Raw genomic sequence first — 15,672 nt, 5'->3', positions numbered from 1 at the left:
AAAAATCCCCGCCGGAGGCTCCGACGGGGGCAGCGGGATTTACCCGATGAACTTCTGATAGGCGGCTTCGTCCATGAACTCGTCCATCTGGCTTGGATCGGACGCCTTCATCTTGAAGAACCACGCATCGCCCTGCGGATCGTCATTCACCATCGCGGGGTTGTCGGACAGCGTGCTGTTGACCTCGATGATCTCTCCATCGATCGGTGCCAGAATATCAGACGCGGCCTTGACGGATTCGATCACGACGACCTCGTCGTCCTTGCTGACGGTCGTGCCTTCGTCGGGCAGTTCGACAAACACCACGTCGCCCAGTTGTTCAGCGGCGTGAATGGTGATGCCAACGACGATCTCGTCGCCTTCAACCCGCAGCCATTCGTGCTCTTCGGTAAACTTCATTCTTTCATCCTTCGCTAGATTATCTTTTAAAATTCGCCGCAACAAAGGGCAGCTTGGCAACGGTCACCGGCAGACGCTTGCCACGGACTTCGCCCCACAGCATCGTATCAATACCCGCCTGCACCTCACTGACATAGCCCATTGCGACAGGCCCGCCTACCGTCGGCCCGAAACTGCCCGAGGTGACCTCGCCCACTTGTGTGCCCCCTGTCGCGGCGTCAAACAGCGGTGTCCCGTCGCGCATCGGCGCACGGCCTTCGGGGGCCAGACCGACACGCTTGCGGCCGACACCATCGTCAAACGCCGCTTGAACGGCATCGGCACCGGGGTAGCCGCCCGCGCGTTCACCACCGGTGCGGCGCGCTTTCTGGATCGCCCAGGTCAGGCTGGCCTCTACCGGATTGGTGCCCGCGTCGATGTCATTGCCATAAAGACACAAGCCCGCCTCAAGCCGCAGCGAATCCCGCGCGCCCAGACCAATGGGTTCCACACCCTCGATCTCCAGCAATCGGCGGACCAGCGCTTCGGCCTGCGCCTCCGGCACCGAAATCTCGAAGCCATCCTCGCCGGTATAGCCCGACCGCGAGGCCCAGACCTCTACCCCGTTCAGCGTCAATGTGCCGAAATCCATGAACCGCATTTTGTCCGCAGCGGCATCAAGCGACGCCACAGCCGCCCCCGCCGCAGGGCCCTGCACCGCCACCAGCGCGCGGTCGGTGACCGGGGTCACGGTGATCTCTGGCTCTAACGCGGCTTTCATGCGTGCGATATCGGCATCCTTGCAGGCGGCGTTGACAACGACGAACAGGTCATCCCCACGGCGCGCGAACATCAGGTCATCCTCGATCCCGCCGGCGTCATTGGTGAAGAACCCATAGCGCTGCCGCCCGTCTTCCAGCCCCAGCACATTCATCGGCACCAATGTCTCGAACGCCAGCGCCACGGCGTCCCACGACGGGCCGGTCACCATCACCTGCCCCATGTGGCTGACATCAAAAACGCCCGCTGCGGCGCGGGTGTGCAGGTGCTCTTTCATCACGCCCATCGGATACTGCACAGGCATGGAATAGCCCGCAAAGGGCACCATCTTGCCCCCCAGTTCCAGATGAAGATCGTATAGCGGTGTCTGTTGCAAATCGCTCATGGTCACGCGGCCTTTCCCTATCCAGAAGGCCATCGACCATACTGGCACCCAGCAGACCGCAGGAATGCAGCCTGTCAAATGCCCCCTCTGTCCTTTCGCCTGAGATCGTTATCCCTTCGGCGGACGCTGTCGCGTCACTCTCCAGAGTTGTTAGGTCCCGTTGCGGTCCTTTGGCCTGAGAGTTTCCGGGGCGGTTGCTCCTTCGGCACCGGCTTGCGCCGGTTCTCCCGTAACGGTGTGGGCAAGTGCTATGCCGGAACGCGGCGCTGCGTCAAGCAAAGTTGACAGGGCGGCGCGAAAACTTTCATCCGGTGCCGCGATATTGGGCAGCACGCCGGGTGCGGCGCGTGCAAGATGTGGACATCATCGCGCAGCGGCGCCAAAACACCCGCATGACACCATATTTCTTCGGCTACGGCAGCCTCGTAAACCGCAATACCCACGCCTATCCAGACGCCCGTCCGGCGCAGCTTCGCGGCTGGCACCGGCTTTGGGTGCGCATCGAAGGCGCCGCGCATGTGTTCCTGAGCGTGCTGCCCGAAGAGGGCACCGTGATCGATGGGTTGATCGCGGCGGTCCCCGGTGCCGATTGGGTGGCGCTGGATACGCGCGAAACCAACTATGATCGCATCGGGTCGAACGGGGCGGTGGTGCATGACATCATCCCGGCCCCCGATATGGCGCATTATTCCGTGCCCACAGACACCCATGTGACATCGGGCGACCATACCATCTTGCTCAGCTATCTTGATGTGGTGGTGCAGGGGTTCCTGCGCGAATATGGCATCGACGGGGTGCAGCGTTTCTTTGACACGACGCGGGGCTGGGATACGCCGATCCTGAACGACCGCGCCGCGCCGAAATACCCGCGCGCGCAAGAGCTTACCGCGCAGGAAACCGCGCTGGTCGACCAGCATCTGACCCGCCTATCGGCGCAGGTGCAGTAGCGACATCAACCGCCCGTCGCGGGCGAAAGCTTCGGGCTTGGCGCGTTTGCGCTGCCCCCCTTGCGCGATCATCCGCCGCGCGAGCACCCAGGCCAGCGCCCCGAACAGCACCCCCGCCGCCGCCTGCCCGATCAGCACACCGGGGGCCCCGAACAGCAGGCTGCCACCCCAGACCAGCGGGATCATCCCCAGCGTGTTGCGACCCCAGTTGGTCACGGTCGAATAATAGGGGTGGCCCATATTGTTGAACGCCGCATTCGACACGAACAACACGCCGTTGAAAAAGAACGCCAGGGATAGCGGCCCACAGAACAGATAGATCAACGTCAAGGTGATCCCCTGCGCATCAAACATCGCCGCCAGCGGCGCGCGGAACGTAAACAGCGCGGCCGAGATGACGACGATCACCAAAGCGGCAAAGCTGACTCCCGCGGCATAGGTCCGCTTGACCCGCCCCAGATCGCCCGCGCCAAAGTTCTGCCCGATGATCGGCCCCACCGCCCCCGACAGGGCAAAGATCACGGCAAAGGCAACGGGCATCATGCGGCTGACAATCGCCATGCCTGCGACAGCATCCTCGCCATAGGCCGCCATTGCACGGGTCACATAGGCCTGCCCCACCGGCGTGGCGACCTGCGTTAGAATGGCGGGCACCGCGATGGACAACACGGGCATCAGATCGCGCCATAGCCCCGCGGGGCGCGGCATCGCGATCCCGCCATAGTGGCGCACAATTGGCATCAGGGCGGTATAGGCAATCACCACCCGCGCCACGAAAGACGCCCAGGCCGCGCCGGTCAGGCCCAGATCAAAGGTAAAGATCAGGATCGGATCGAGGATGGCATTCACGATGCCCCCCGCGATCGTCGCCATCATCGCCCGCCGTGCATCCCCATGGGCCCGCAGGATCGCGCTGCCCATCATACCGACCATCAGAAATGGCACCGACGGCACGACGATCTGCAGGAAATCCACCGCCAGCGCCGCCGTCTCACCGCCTGCGCCGACCCAGCCGACCAGCACATCCAGCGACAGGAACACACAAAGCGCAAAGATCACGCCAAAGACCGCGCCATAGCACAGCGCATGGGTCGTCCTCTCTGTCGCGAGCTGCGCGTTGTCTTGCCCCAAGGCCCGCGCGACCAAGGCCCCCGCCGCGATGCCCAACCCGATCCCGAAGGAGGTGGTGAAAAACAAGATCGCACCGGCATACCCTATGGCCGCCGCCAGCTCTGCCTTGCCCAACATAGAGATGAAAATCATGTCGACGAAATCGACAAGAAACACGGCCACCAGCCCGACAGAGGCCAGCAAAGACATATTGGCGACATGCCCGAACAGATTACCCGACAAAAATTTGGCGCGCCCATCAACCATGATGGACGCGCCCTATGTCAGCCGACAGCGGCTTCATTTTGCCAGATAAACTCTCGCCGAAGGCTCCCGAACTTGCGCCCGTGAACCCGGCCCGTTTCACCCGCGCGCCTTCACGACTTGCAGCAATGGCAGCACTGCCGCCATGTCGGGGCCGTGGGGTTTGCCAGTCAGCGCCAGACGCAGCGGCATGAACAGCCCCTTGCCCTTGCGGCCGGTCTGCTCTTTCACGGCGGCCGTCCATGTGCCCCAGGTGCTTTCGTCAAACTCGCCCTCAGGCAGAAGCGCCAAGGCTTCGGCGACGAACTCTTTATCCTCGTCCGCGATCACAGGCTCTGCGCCTTCGCTGAACATCTGCCACCAACCTTTCAGATCGTGCAGCGTGGTGATGTTTTCGCGGGTGACCTGCCAGAACAGCGCGGCTTTATCCTCGGGCACACCGAGGGCTGCGATGTCGCTTGCAACGGCCTCAAGCGGCAGGGTCTGCAGATAGCGGCCGGTCATGGGGAACAGGTCCTCGACGTCGAATTTGGTCGGTGCCGAGCCGAAGCGTTCGATGTCGAAACCGTCGATCAGGCTCTCCATATCGGTGCGCAGCTCAATCGGGTCCGAAGAGCCCAAGCGCGCCATTGTCGACAGCAGCGCAAAAGGATGCACACCGCGTTCGCGCAGGTCGCGCAGCGCCAGCACGCCCAGACGTTTCGACAGCGCCTCCCCCTGCGGACCGGTGAGCAGCGAATGGTGCGCAAAGGTCGGCACGGTGCCGCCAAGCGCTTGCATGATCTGGATTTGCGTCGCCGTGTTGGTCACATGGTCGGACCCGCGCACGACATTGGTCACACCCATTTCCGTGTCATCGACCACAGACGCCAGCGTGTACAAAATCTGCCCGTCGCCACGGATCAACACGGGGTCGGACACCGATGCCGCATCGATCGAGATATCGCCCAGGATACCGTCTTTCCACTCGATCCGTTCCTGATCCAGCTTGAAACGCCACACGCCGGGGCCGCGTTCGTCGCGCAGCTTGGCTTTTTCGGCCTCCGACAGGTTCAACGCGGCGCGGTCATAGACCGGCGGCTTGCCCATGTTGAGCTGTTTCTTGCGCTTGAGGTCCAGCTCGGTCGGGGTTTCCCAGGCTTCATAGAAACGTCCGATCTTGCGCAGCTCGTCCGCGGCGGCGTGGTATTTGTCCAACCGTTCGGACTGACGCTCAACGCGGTCCCAATGCAGACCGAGCCATGTCAGGTCTTCTTTCAGACCGTCGACGTATTCTTCCTTGCTGCGCACCGGATCGGTGTCGTCGATCCGCAGGATGAACTCTCCGCCGTTCTTGCGGGCGATCAGATAGTTCATCAGCGCCGTGCGCAGGTTGCCTACGTGGATATAGCCGGTCGGGGACGGGGCGAAGCGGGTGATGGTCATTGGGTTCTCCTGATTGGCTGCTGGCTTGTCACAGCGCGGCGCCATTGTCTAGATAACGTGCAGCGTCGCCCGCGCGGTCAACTGGGGTCGCGCCAGCGGTTCACGATGGGATAGCGGCGGTCCAACCAGAACGCGCCCTTGGTCAAACGCGGACCGGGGGCGGACTGGAACCGTTTGTATTCACTGATATAGAGCAGGTGTTCGACCTTTTTGGCAACCTCGCGGTCAAAGCCCGCTGCCACGCAATCGGCGATGGACCCGTCATCATCCACAAGGATCGTCAGCATCGCGTCCAGATCGGGATAGTCGGGCAGGCTGTCGCTGTCTTTCTGATCCTCGCGCAGCTCGGCCGAGGGCGGCTTGTCGATGATGCGCGGCGCGATCACCTCACCCTCTGGGCCCTTCATCCAGTCGCGGTGGTTCTCGTTGCGCCAGCGGCAGCTGTCGAAGACGCGGGTTTTATACATATCCTTGATGGGGTTATAGCCCCCCGCCATGTCGCCATAGATCGTGGCGTAGCCCACCGCCACCTCTGACTTGTTGCCCGTGGTCAACAGCATCTCGCCGAACTTGTTGCTGACCGCCATCAACAGCAAACCGCGCAGGCGCGACTGGATGTTTTCCTCGGTCAGGTCTGGGGTGGTGCCCTCGAACAGCGGGGCCAGCGTGTCGGTGATCGCGGCACGGCCCTGCGCAATCGGCACATAGTCGTAGCGGCAGCCTAGCGCCTTGGCGACGGACTCAGCATCGTCCAGCGAGGCTTGGGAGGTATATTCGGACGGCAGCATCACACAGCGCACATTATCGGCGCCAAGCGCATCCACAGCGATCGTCGCCACAATCGCCGAATCGATCCCGCCCGACAGACCCAGCAACACTTTCTTGAACCCGGTCTTGCCCATGTAGTCGCGCAGGCCCTGCACCATGACGCGGTAATCCTGCTCAAGGTCCGACGGCATATGCGCCTTCTCGCCCTCGACCACGCGCCAGCCTTCGGGGGTCCGTTCAAGATCGACATGCGCGATCTGCGCGTCAAAGGCGGGCATCTGGAACGCCAGCTTGCCGCCGGGATTCAGCGCAAAGCTCGCCCCGTCAAAGACCTGATCATCCTGACCGCCCACCATATTGAGGTAGATCAGCGGCAGTTCAGTTTCGACCACGCGGGCAACCATATGGTTCAACCGCGTCTCGAATTTGCCGCGATAATAGGGCGACCCGTTGGGCACCAGCAGGAACTCCGCCCCGGTTTCGGCCAGCGTTTCGGCCACATCGGGGTGCCATGCGTCTTCGCAGATCGGGCTGCCGATGCGGGTATCGCCAACGGCGTACGGCCCACCCAAAGGCGCGCTGTCAAAAATGCGCACCTCGTCGAACACGGTCTCGTTCGGCAGGTTGTGCTTGAACACACGGCTGGCGATCTTGCCGTTTCTGAGGATCAGATAGGCGTTATAGAGCTTGGCCCCTTCGACCCAGGGCGCACCGATGGCCAGCGCGGGCCCGTCGGCACAATCAGCCGCCAGCGCTTCGAGGTGGGTCATCACATCCAGCTGGAACGCCTGCTTCATCACCAGATCTTGCGCGTTATACCCGGCCAGGAACATCTCGGGCAAAGCAACCAGATTGGCCCCTGCCTCTTTGCCCTGCGCCCAGGCCTCCCGCGCGAGGTCTGCGTTTCCGGCCAGATCCCCGACGGTGGGGTTCAACTGGCCAAGCGTGATGCGAAAACGCGATGTCATAGGGCGGTCCTTCGATAATCTACGCAAGTGATGTAGCAGATCACGCGCCAAGTGAAAGGCCAAGGCGCACCGCCGGTCAAAAGACGATTGCCCCCTTGCAGGCCATTGAATAGGCTAAGCGTTAACAAACTCGCCCGCCGCTCTTGGCCGCACTCTCTTTTGAAAGTTGCTGTATGACGAAATTGACCCTGACCCCGCTGATCCTTTGCCTTGGGCTACTGCCCTTCCCCGCGCTTGCGCAGGACGGCGAGGTTCAAAGCAAGCAATACGACGATGGCGGCGTCTATGAGGGGACGTTCAAGGACGGCGTACAGCACGGGACCGGCACCTATACGCTGCCCAACGGCTATGAATACGAAGGTGCCTGGGTAGACGGAGAGATCAAGGGCAAAGGCGTCGCGCGTTTCCCCAACGGGTCCGTCTACGAGGGCAACTTTGAAAAGGGCAAACCGGACGGTTTCGGCAAGATCACCTTTGCCGATGGCGGCACCTATGAGGGCGAATGGGAGGCCGGTGCGATCACCGGTCAGGGCATCGCGCTTTATGCCAATGGGGTGCGCTACGAAGGGTCGTTCCGCAATGCGAACCACCACGGCAAGGGCGTCATGCAATCCCCCGGCGGGTACGAGTATCAGGGCGACTGGGTCGATGGCGTCAAGCAGGGCGTGGGCAAGATCACCTATCCCGATGGCGCGCTCTATGACGGTGACATCGCCGATGGCGAACGCAATGGCACGGGCACGCTGACCATGCCCGACGGGCTGACCTATACCGGCCAGTGGAAAGATGGGCAGATCGACGGCACCGGCACGCTGACCCAGCCCAACGGCGATGTCTACGAAGGCGATCTGGTCGCCGGTCAGCGCCAGGGCACGGGCAAGGTGACCTATGCCAATGGCGACACTTACGAGGGCGGCTTCGAGGACGACCGCCGCGAGGGTCAGGGCACGTTCACCGGCACAGATGGCTATGTCTACACCGGATCATGGGTTGCCGGGCAGATCGAAGGCACAGGCAAGGTGACCTACCCTGACGGCTCTGTCTACGAAGGCAGTTTCCGCGATGATCTGGCCGATGGGGAGGGCAAGATCACCTATCCCGACGGATCAACCTACGAAGGGTCATGGGTCGCGGGCGTGATCGAAGGCGAAGGCCGCGCGACCTACCCCAATGGCATCGTCTACGAGGGCGGGTTCAAGAACGCGCGCAACGACGGTCAGGGCGTGATGACCTATGCCGACGGCTATAAGTATGACGGCAGCTGGAAAGACGGCCAACGCAACGGCATGGGCACCGCGACCTACCCCGATGGCACCGTCTACACCGGCGGCTTTGTCGACGGGCTACGCGACGGCATGGGCAAGATCACCATGCCCGACGGGTTCACCTATGACGGCCAGTGGTCCGGCGGAGAGATCGAAGGCACCGGCACCGCCACCTACCCTAACGGCGACATCTACGAAGGCGCGTTCGAGGGCGGCAAACGTCAGGGTCAGGGCACCATGCGCTATAAAACGGGCGAGGAAGTCTCGGGCCAGTGGGTCAACGGCGCGCTGCAAGAAGCGGGCACAGCCCCTGCCGAAGATGCTGGTGCGGTGCCCACGCCTGACGCCACGGATGAGGCACCGACAGACGCCGACACTCCGTCAGAGGCACCCGCCGACAGTACGGACGAGGCTGAAGGCAACGACGGCTAGATCACCTCGCCCGCGTCCAGTCGGGCGAGCAAGGCATCGCCTTCGGCCAGAACTGTCTTGCGTTTGTCGGCGTCCATCCGGTCCCACGTGCGGTACATATTGCCCATGCGCGGATTGTTCGAGAACCGGTCGCGATGGCGGTCCAGAAAGTGCCAGTAAAGCAGGTTGAACGGGCAAGCGGTGTCACCCGTCTTTGCGCTGACTGAATAGTGGCAGCTTTTGCAGTGATCCGACATACGGTTGATATAGGCCCCGGACGAGACATAGGGCTTGGACGCGATAACGCCGCCGTCGGCGAATTGGCTCATGCCGATGGTATTGGGGGCCTCTACCCATTCAAAGGCATCGGCATAGACCGCCAGATACCATTCATGCACCTGCGCCGGATCAATCCCGGCCAACAGGGCAAAGTTGCCCGTCACCATCAGCCGCTGGATATGATGCGCATAGGCTTGGGTCCTGGTCTGCCCCACGGCCTTGGCCACACAGTTCATCCGCGTTTCGCCACCCCAGTAGAACCACGGCAGGTCGCGGTCATGCCCCAGAATATTGCGGGCGGTATAGTCCGGCCCCTCAAGGAAATAGATGCCCCGCACATACTCGCGCCAGCCGATGATCTGCCGGATGAACCCTTCGGCGGCGTTGATCGGCGCGTGTCCTGCGGCATAGGCGTTGGCAGCGGCCTCGCAAATCTCGGTCACGTTCAGCAACCCGATGTTGAGGTAGGGCGACAGGATCGCGTGATACAGGAATTCATTCTCGTTCAGCATCGCGTCTTGATAGTCCCCAAACCGCGGCAGGGCATTCGCGATGAAATGGTCCAGCGCCTGCAGCGCCTCGGCGCGGGTGGTGGCGAACCCAAAAGGCTCTAGCGCGCCGAAGTTATCGCCGAAACGCGCTTCAACCAGTTCCAGCACTTCGCGCGTCGTGGCATCCGGGTCGAACCGCAGGGGGCCATCTACGGTGACATCCTCGGGCGCGGCTTTGCGGTTGTCGTGGTCGAAGTTCCACTTGCCACCGGCGGGTTGATCCCCTTCCATCAGCAGGCCGGTCTTGCGGCGCATCTCGCGGTAGAAATACTCCATCCGCAACGCTTTGCGGCCTTCGGCCCATGCCTCGAATTCGGCATGAGTGGCAAGAAAGCGGTCGTCGGGCAGCAGATGCACCTTCAGCGGGGCGTATTTCAGCTTGTCGATCAAGCGCCACTCCCCCGGCTCTGTCGCCAACACCTCGCTTGCCCCCGTCTGCGCTGCGCGGCGCAGCAATTCCCCCACGATAGAGCCCGCGTTATCCGTATCGTCCAGTTGCGTATAGGCGACCGTCCAGCCGTCCTGTTCCAACGCATGGGCAAACTTGCGCATCGCGGCAAAGATCAGGGCGATTTTCTTGGGGTGATGCCGGACATAGGCCGCCTCGTCCGCGACCTCGGCCATCACGACCGTATCGCGTGCCTTATCCGCCTGCGCCAAGGCGCTAAGCGTTTCTGTCAGCTGGTCGCCCAGAACCAGCACCAAACGCCCTACCATGGCACCGGCTTTCCGGCCCAGTCAAAGAACTGGCCTGTGTTCGCAGGCGTCAGTCCGTCGATCACAGCCAGCAGATTTTCCGCCGCCTCCGACGGTGCGACAGCGGGATGGCGGGCAAGGTATTTCGCGGTAAAGGCGGTCTTGACCGTGCCGGGGTGCAGGGCGACGCAGATACTGCTCTTGTGACTGCGCGCCAGTTCGATCGCGGCGGTGTGTACGATCTGGTTCACCGCCGCCTTGGCGCTGCGATAGCTGATCCAGCCGCCGATCCGATTGTCCCCGATCGACCCCACACGCGCAGAGAATACGGCAAAGACACAAGGCGCGTCCCGCCGCAGCAGGTCGCCCGCGTGGCGCAGCACCAGTGCAGGGCCCACGGCGTTCAACGCGAATTGGTCCAACATCGCCTTTTGGCTGATCGATTTGATCGTCTTTTCCGGTGCGGCGCCGTCAATCTCAAGCGCGCCTGTGGCCACCAGCACCACATCAAACGGCCCGTTTAGCGCGGTCAAGTGCTGGTCCACACTGCATTCGTCCGTGATGTCGAACCCGTCCACCGACCGTGACAGCCGCGTGACCGTATCGCCGTGCGCCTCGTAAGCGGCGGCCAAGGCGGCACCCACACCGCCCGACGCCCCGATGATCAAAACCTGTTTCATGCAAGGGGAGGTAGCGGAAAACAGCCTCCCTTCAAGCGCGGAAAAAAGGGCGCAGAAAAACCCTTCCCATTTGCGAATGCACGGGTATAACTTGTCGCCATGACACACGCCGATCATATTGCGATCCTGCCGCGCCGCTGCGCGACTTTCCTGCGTGCCAACCTACTGCTGCTAATCCGCCTCTGAGCGTGCCATCCGGCGCGCCCGCTCAGAGGGATGTGCCGCGCGCCACGGATTTATACAGCAGAATGAAAGAACCCAAACGATGACAGATACCACACAACAAGACCGCGTCTTGATTTTCGACACGACATTGCGCGACGGCGAACAATCCCCCGGCGCCACCATGACCCACGCCGAAAAGATCGAGATCGCGGGCCTGCTGGACGAGATGGGCGTCGACATTATCGAGGCCGGTTTCCCTATCGCCTCCGAAGGGGATTTCGCCGCCGTCAGCGAAATCGCGAAACTGTCGAAGAACTCGGTCATCTGCGGGCTGGCCCGCGCCCAATTCGGCGACATCGATCGTTGCTACGAGGCGATCAAACACGCGGCCCAGCCCCGCATTCACACATTTATCGGCACCTCGCCGCTGCACCGCGCCATTCCGAACCTCACGATGGACGAAATGGCCGACCGCATCCACGAAACGGTGACCCATGCACGCAACCTGTGCGACAATGTGCAATGGTCGCCGATGGACGCCACGCGGACCGAGCTTGATTACCTGTACCGTGTCGTCGAAATCGCGATCAAGGCGGGAGCGACCACGATCAACATCCCCGATACCGTCGGCTATACCGCGCCGCGCGAAAGCGCTGATTTGATCCGCAAGCTCTTGGAAAATGTCCCCGGCGCGGACGAGATCGTCTTTGCCACGCATTGTCACAACGACCTTGGCATGGCGACCGCCAACAGCCTTGCCGCCGTCGAAGCGGGCGCGCGCCAGATCGAATGTACGATCAACGGCTTGGGCGAACGCGCGGGCAACACCGCGTTGGAAGAGGTCGTGATGGCGCTGAAAGTGCGCAATGACATCATGCCGTTCCAGACCAAGATCGACAGCACCAAGATCATGAATATCTCGCGCCGCGTTGCCGCTGTTTCGGGCTTCGCCGTGCAGTTCAACAAGGCCATCGTCGGCAAGAACGCCTTTGCGCATGAAAGCGGCATCCATCAGGACGGCATGCTCAAGAACGCCGAAACATTCGAGATCATGCGCCCCGAAGACGTGGGCCTGACCGAGACCAACATCGTGATGGGCAAACACTCGGGCCGTGCGGCGTTACGCTCGAAGCTGGAAAACCTCGGCTATGAATTGGGGGATAACCAGCTCAAGGATGTGTTTGTCCGTTTCAAGGAACTGGCCGACCGCAAGAAAGAGATCTACGACGACGATCTCATCGCCTTGATGCGCACCGCCACCGATCCTGAAAGCGACCGCATTGTGCTGGGTAGCATGACCGTCGTCTGTGGCACCGAAGGCCCGCAGAAGGCAGAGATGTCGCTGACGGTGGATGGTGCGGAAACCTCTACCTCGCAAACCGGTGACGGGCCTGTGGATGCCGCGTTCAACTGCATCAAGGCGCTGGTCGATCACAGCGCGCGCTTGCAATTGTATCAGGTGCACGCCGTGACCGAAGGCACCGACGCGCAGGCCACCGTTTCTGTCCGGCTCGAGGAAGACGGCCGCATCGTGACCGGTCAGTCGGCGGATACAGACACCGTGGTCGCATCGGTCCGCGCCTATATCCATGCGCTCAACCGTCTGTTGGTGCGCCGCGAGAAGGGCGGCACCGACAAGCGCGAGATCAGCTATAAAGACGTGGTGGGCTAACCCACCCGTTCTTCCCCCGCGAACGCAAAAAGGCCCCCGAAGTCGGGGGCCTTTTCTGTATCTGGTGTTCTGTCAGCGCAGATTAGAAATCGGTCAGACCCGCAAAAGTACCGGTCGCGCTTGAAAAGATGTTACCCAGCGAACGACGCTTGGAGGTACGGCGACCCAGTTCATAGTTCACGCCGAAAGTCAGCTGGTCCACGTCCTCGCCACTGTCAAAGTCCAGACGGCCCAAGGCCAGCTCTACGTTCGCACCGGGGGTGAATTCATACTGACCGCCGATGGTGATCGACCGCACGTCTTCGGGGCCCAGATCCAGGAACCCGACAGAACCGATAGCAGAGAAGCCGTTGGCGAATTCATAGCCGCCTGCGACAGCGACAACGCTCAGATCATCCAGTTTCAGCAGGTCTGCCTGTACGTTGTATTGCGCGACATCATAATCGGCATAGGCGGCGTAAAGCGTCTCGTCTTCGATGTGAACGAGGTCCAGACCGACGGTGCCGGTGGGGGTGACATCCCAAGCGGCGAAGATGCTGAAGGTCATGTCGTCCAGATCGGAGGAGTCCCCGATCGCTGCACCAAAGGTATGCGCGCCGGACTGATACGACCCGAACAGGCTGGTGACATCCGCGTCGAAGCCTTCGATGTCAAAACGCGAATAGTCGAGACCGATGTTAAAGCCGTTGGCCAGAGCGTATTCGACGCCCACTGTGCCCAGATCGATATCGACACCCTCGATAGAAATGTTCGACAGCTCACCCGAGAAGATGAAGTTGTCGTAGCGGTATTCGATGCCGCCGCCAAAGGATTTCACGTCGATCGTGCCTGCGCCGTCAACGTCGAAGTCGTGGAATTTCGCGAAAGCCGTGCCATAGGTCAGTTCGGCAGCAGCTGCGGTTGCGGTCACGCTCAGAAGCGAGGCGACAAAAATATTACGGATCATGCTGGTTCCTTCGCACAATTTACGGTTGCTCGTACCATGGCTCTTAGGCGCAGCGGAATCCGCCCGCAACACCCAAGCGAAACCGCCGTTACGATCCGTTTACTTGTGGTATTTTTGACCCGCCTGAACCGGTGCCCGCCGCCCCTTAGCGATAGGGGTCCTTGGGGCTGCGATCCTCTGACAGCGACCGTTGCGAGCGTTCGACGATCATCACTGTGGCATCGGCCAGATGCTGGCGTTCGATATGGTGATCTCCGCGTGCGACGCGCATCTTATGCGCCTCTAGCATCACTTCCGCGTGGGACGATCCGCGCGGCGGGATAAAGGTGTAGCAGGCCAGTTCGATCAGGAACCCCAGCGGATCCTTGAAGTAGATCGAATGCATGAATCCGCGATCCTTCACGCCTGAATTGCCGATCCCCCGCTCCTTGAGCCGGTCGAGCACTTGATCAAACATGGCGCGGTCGACCTCGAACGCAAGATGGTGCACGCAGCCCGCGTCCATCGGCGTACGATTGTAGACGGGTTTGCGGTTTTCATTGGTAAAGATCGTGATCAACCGGCCGTCGCCGGGATCGAAATACAGGTGCCCTTCGTCGGGATCGTCCAGATTTGGCTGATCGAAGATGAACGGCATGCCCAGCAGACCCTCCCAGAAGTCGATACTGGTCTGACGGTCCGCGCCCATCAGCGTAATGTGATGCACACCAATAACTTGAATCTTCTGCATTTCTCTCTCCCCCTATTGTCCGGCTTGCCGCAAACCATAGCGCGGTGGCGGCATCATGCCACCACAAAGGTCAACCCCCCTTTCGTCTTTGACCTCATCGGCCTATAAGCCGTTTAGCCCGTGACTTGTCAGAGTCGACGGGCCAAAATGAATTTTTGCAAGGTCCTGCTGCCCATGTCCGTTTTTGATCAATTCCGTGGTTTGTTCTCGTCCGATATGGCCATCGACCTCGGGACCGCGAACACCTTGGTTTATGTCAAAGGCAAGGGCATCGTCCTGTCCGAACCTTCGGTTGTCGCCTATCACGTCAAGGATGGCGTCAAAAAGGTGCTGGCCGTGGGCGAAGACGCAAAGTTGATGCTGGGCCGGACCCCCGGCAGCATCGAAGCGATCCGCCCCATGCGCGAGGGCGTGATTGCCGACTTTGACACCGCCGAAGAGATGATCAAGCATTTCATCCGCAAAGTGCACAAACGGTCGACCTTCTCGAAGCCCAAGATCATCGTCTGCGTGCCGCATGGGGCGACGCCTGTTGAAAAACGCGCAATCCGTCAGTCGGTGCTGTCTGCGGGCGCACGCCGCGCCGGCCTGATTGCCGAACCGATTGCCGCGGCCATCGGGGCGGGCATGCCGATCACCGATCCGACCGGGAACATGGTTGTCGATATAGGTGGTGGTACAACCGAAGTCGCGGTGCTGTCCTTGGGCGATATCGTCTATGCACGCTCTGTCCGTGTGGGCGGCGACCGTATGGACGAGGCGATCATCAGCTACCTGCGTCGCCAGCAGAACCTGCTGATCGGTGAAACAACGGCCGAGCGGGTGAAAACCTCTATCGGGACCGCACGGATGCCCGACGACGGGCGCGGCACCTCGATGCAGATCCGCGGGCGCGACCTGCTGAATGGTGTGCCCAAAGAGATCGAAGTGACCCAGGCGCAGATCGCCGAAGCGCTGGCCGAGCCCGTGCAGCAGATCTGCGAGGCGGTGATGACCGCGCTGGAAACCACCCCGCCCGATCTGGCGGCTGACATCGTGGACCGTGGCGTCATGCTGACCGGTGGCGGTGCCTTGCTGGGCGATCTGGATCTGGCGCTGCGCGAACAGACCGGGCTGGCCATTTCCGTGGCGGATGAACCGTTGAACTGCGTGGCCTTGGGCACCGGCAAAGCGTTGGAGTATGAAAAGCAGCTGCGCCACGCCATCGACTACGACAGCTAATCAGCTCAGCTATAATAGCCCGGGATGCGGC

General features: G+C 61.5%; 13 protein-coding genes and 1 riboswitch. Of the genes, 4 read left to right on the top strand and 9 right to left on the bottom strand.

Annotation, left to right across the window (positions count from 1 at the left end):
- Nucleotides 1–39: 39 nt before the first annotated feature.
- Complete coding sequence (gene gcvH / locus AADW22_RS03905) at nucleotides 40–399, bottom strand: glycine cleavage system protein GcvH (protein WP_037943184.1); 360 nt, start codon at nucleotides 397–399, stop codon at nucleotides 40–42.
- A gap of 19 nt (nucleotides 400–418) precedes the next feature.
- On the bottom strand, nucleotides 419–1,543 hold the full coding sequence (gene gcvT, locus AADW22_RS03900; RefSeq protein ID WP_407474297.1) for a glycine cleavage system aminomethyltransferase GcvT: 1,125 nt from the start codon (nucleotides 1,541–1,543) through the stop codon (nucleotides 419–421).
- A gap of 153 nt (nucleotides 1,544–1,696) precedes the next feature.
- Nucleotides 1,697–1,783, bottom strand: a riboswitch (glycine riboswitch).
- Between the two features lie 152 nt (nucleotides 1,784–1,935).
- Between gcvT and AADW22_RS03895 the strand changes: the two genes are divergently transcribed.
- Nucleotides 1,936–2,490, top strand: a complete 555-nt coding sequence (locus AADW22_RS03895) for a gamma-glutamylcyclotransferase family protein (RefSeq protein WP_037944899.1) — start codon at nucleotides 1,936–1,938, stop codon at nucleotides 2,488–2,490.
- Here the strand turns inward: AADW22_RS03895 and AADW22_RS03890 are convergent.
- The 3 genes from AADW22_RS03890 to AADW22_RS03880 all read right to left on the bottom strand — a co-directional run bounded on the left by AADW22_RS03890 (nucleotide 2,470) and on the right by AADW22_RS03880 (nucleotide 7,025).
- Nucleotides 2,470–3,867, bottom strand: a complete 1,398-nt coding sequence (locus AADW22_RS03890) for an MATE family efflux transporter (RefSeq protein ID WP_407474296.1) — start codon at nucleotides 3,865–3,867, stop codon at nucleotides 2,470–2,472. The two genes, AADW22_RS03895 and AADW22_RS03890, sit on opposite strands and share 21 nt — an antisense overlap.
- Nucleotides 3,868–3,963: 96 nt before the next feature.
- On the bottom strand, nucleotides 3,964–5,289 hold the full coding sequence (gltX, locus tag AADW22_RS03885) for a glutamate--tRNA ligase (protein WP_407474295.1): 1,326 nt from the start codon (nucleotides 5,287–5,289) through the stop codon (nucleotides 3,964–3,966).
- A gap of 77 nt (nucleotides 5,290–5,366) precedes the next feature.
- The gene (locus AADW22_RS03880; protein WP_407474294.1) at nucleotides 5,367–7,025 is read right to left on the bottom strand and encodes an NAD+ synthase; all 1,659 of its coding nucleotides are present in this window, start codon (nucleotides 7,023–7,025) and stop codon (nucleotides 5,367–5,369) included.
- A 173-nt stretch (nucleotides 7,026–7,198) separates the two neighbouring features.
- Here AADW22_RS03880 and AADW22_RS03875 point away from each other — a divergent pair, with 173 nt between their 5' ends.
- Nucleotides 7,199–8,722, top strand: a complete 1,524-nt coding sequence (locus tag AADW22_RS03875) for a 2-isopropylmalate synthase (RefSeq protein ID WP_353628178.1) — start codon at nucleotides 7,199–7,201, stop codon at nucleotides 8,720–8,722.
- Here AADW22_RS03875 and AADW22_RS03870 read toward each other — a convergent pair.
- A complete protein-coding gene (locus AADW22_RS03870; RefSeq protein WP_132997547.1) occupies nucleotides 8,719–10,248 on the bottom strand; it encodes a cryptochrome/photolyase family protein in 1,530 nt (509 codons plus the stop codon). The two genes, AADW22_RS03875 and AADW22_RS03870, sit on opposite strands and share 4 nt — an antisense overlap.
- The gene (locus tag AADW22_RS03865) at nucleotides 10,242–10,907 is read right to left on the bottom strand and encodes an SDR family NAD(P)-dependent oxidoreductase (protein ID WP_132997546.1); all 666 of its coding nucleotides are present in this window, start codon (nucleotides 10,905–10,907) and stop codon (nucleotides 10,242–10,244) included. Before AADW22_RS03865 ends, AADW22_RS03870 begins: the two co-directional genes overlap by 7 nt.
- Nucleotides 10,908–11,172: 265 nt before the next feature.
- Between AADW22_RS03865 and AADW22_RS03860 the strand changes: the two genes are divergently transcribed.
- Entirely contained in the window at nucleotides 11,173–12,744 is a 1,572-nt protein-coding gene (locus tag AADW22_RS03860) for a 2-isopropylmalate synthase (RefSeq protein WP_005851337.1), read from the top strand.
- 82 nt (nucleotides 12,745–12,826) lie between these two features.
- On the opposite strand, the gene AADW22_RS03855 is transcribed toward AADW22_RS03860, so the two are convergent.
- Together AADW22_RS03855 and AADW22_RS03850 are read right to left on the bottom strand one after the other, a co-directional pair.
- Nucleotides 12,827–13,690 carry a porin gene (locus AADW22_RS03855; protein WP_037943172.1) on the bottom strand — a complete coding sequence of 288 codons (864 nt, stop codon included), beginning with the start codon at nucleotides 13,688–13,690 and terminating at the stop codon, nucleotides 12,827–12,829.
- A gap of 145 nt (nucleotides 13,691–13,835) precedes the next feature.
- The gene (locus tag AADW22_RS03850) at nucleotides 13,836–14,420 is read right to left on the bottom strand and encodes a VOC family protein (protein WP_407474293.1); all 585 of its coding nucleotides are present in this window, start codon (nucleotides 14,418–14,420) and stop codon (nucleotides 13,836–13,838) included.
- Nucleotides 14,421–14,594: 174 nt separating this feature from the next.
- On the opposite strand from AADW22_RS03850, the gene AADW22_RS03845 reads away from it, so the two are divergent.
- The gene (locus tag AADW22_RS03845; RefSeq protein WP_037944896.1) at nucleotides 14,595–15,641 is read left to right on the top strand and encodes a rod shape-determining protein; all 1,047 of its coding nucleotides are present in this window, start codon (nucleotides 14,595–14,597) and stop codon (nucleotides 15,639–15,641) included.
- The last annotated feature ends 31 nt before the right edge of the window (nucleotides 15,642–15,672 follow it).

The organism is Sulfitobacter sp. PM12 (genome assembly GCF_045586035.1).
Taxonomy (GTDB): Bacteria; Pseudomonadota; Alphaproteobacteria; order Rhodobacterales; family Rhodobacteraceae; genus Sulfitobacter; species Sulfitobacter pontiacus.
This window is presented reverse-complemented; position numbering and strand designations above follow the sequence as displayed.

Excerpts from the sequence above, each read along its gene's own strand:
- gcvT (WP_407474297.1), bottom strand. The coding sequence starts at position 1,543 with ATGAGCGATTTGCAACAGACACCGCTATACGATCTTCATCTGGAACTG.
- AADW22_RS03860 (WP_005851337.1), top strand. The coding sequence starts at position 11,173 with ATGACAGATACCACACAACAAGACCGCGTCTTGATTTTCGACACGACA.
- AADW22_RS03895 (WP_037944899.1), top strand. The coding sequence starts at position 1,936 with ATGACACCATATTTCTTCGGCTACGGCAGCCTCGTAAACCGCAATACC.
- AADW22_RS03855 (WP_037943172.1), bottom strand. The coding sequence starts at position 13,690 with ATGATCCGTAATATTTTTGTCGCCTCGCTTCTGAGCGTGACCGCAACC.
- gcvH (WP_037943184.1), bottom strand. The coding sequence starts at position 399 with ATGAAGTTTACCGAAGAGCACGAATGGCTGCGGGTTGAAGGCGACGAG.
- AADW22_RS03845 (WP_037944896.1), top strand. The coding sequence starts at position 14,595 with ATGTCCGTTTTTGATCAATTCCGTGGTTTGTTCTCGTCCGATATGGCC.
- AADW22_RS03875 (WP_353628178.1), top strand. The coding sequence starts at position 7,199 with ATGACGAAATTGACCCTGACCCCGCTGATCCTTTGCCTTGGGCTACTG.
- AADW22_RS03865 (WP_132997546.1), bottom strand. The coding sequence starts at position 10,907 with ATGAAACAGGTTTTGATCATCGGGGCGTCGGGCGGTGTGGGTGCCGCC.
- gltX (WP_407474295.1), bottom strand. The coding sequence starts at position 5,289 with ATGACCATCACCCGCTTCGCCCCGTCCCCGACCGGCTATATCCACGTA.
- AADW22_RS03880 (WP_407474294.1), bottom strand. The coding sequence starts at position 7,025 with ATGACATCGCGTTTTCGCATCACGCTTGGCCAGTTGAACCCCACCGTC.
- AADW22_RS03890 (WP_407474296.1), bottom strand. The coding sequence starts at position 3,867 with ATGGTTGATGGGCGCGCCAAATTTTTGTCGGGTAATCTGTTCGGGCAT.
- AADW22_RS03850 (WP_407474293.1), bottom strand. The coding sequence starts at position 14,420 with ATGCAGAAGATTCAAGTTATTGGTGTGCATCACATTACGCTGATGGGC.
- AADW22_RS03870 (WP_132997547.1), bottom strand. The coding sequence starts at position 10,248 with ATGGTAGGGCGTTTGGTGCTGGTTCTGGGCGACCAGCTGACAGAAACG.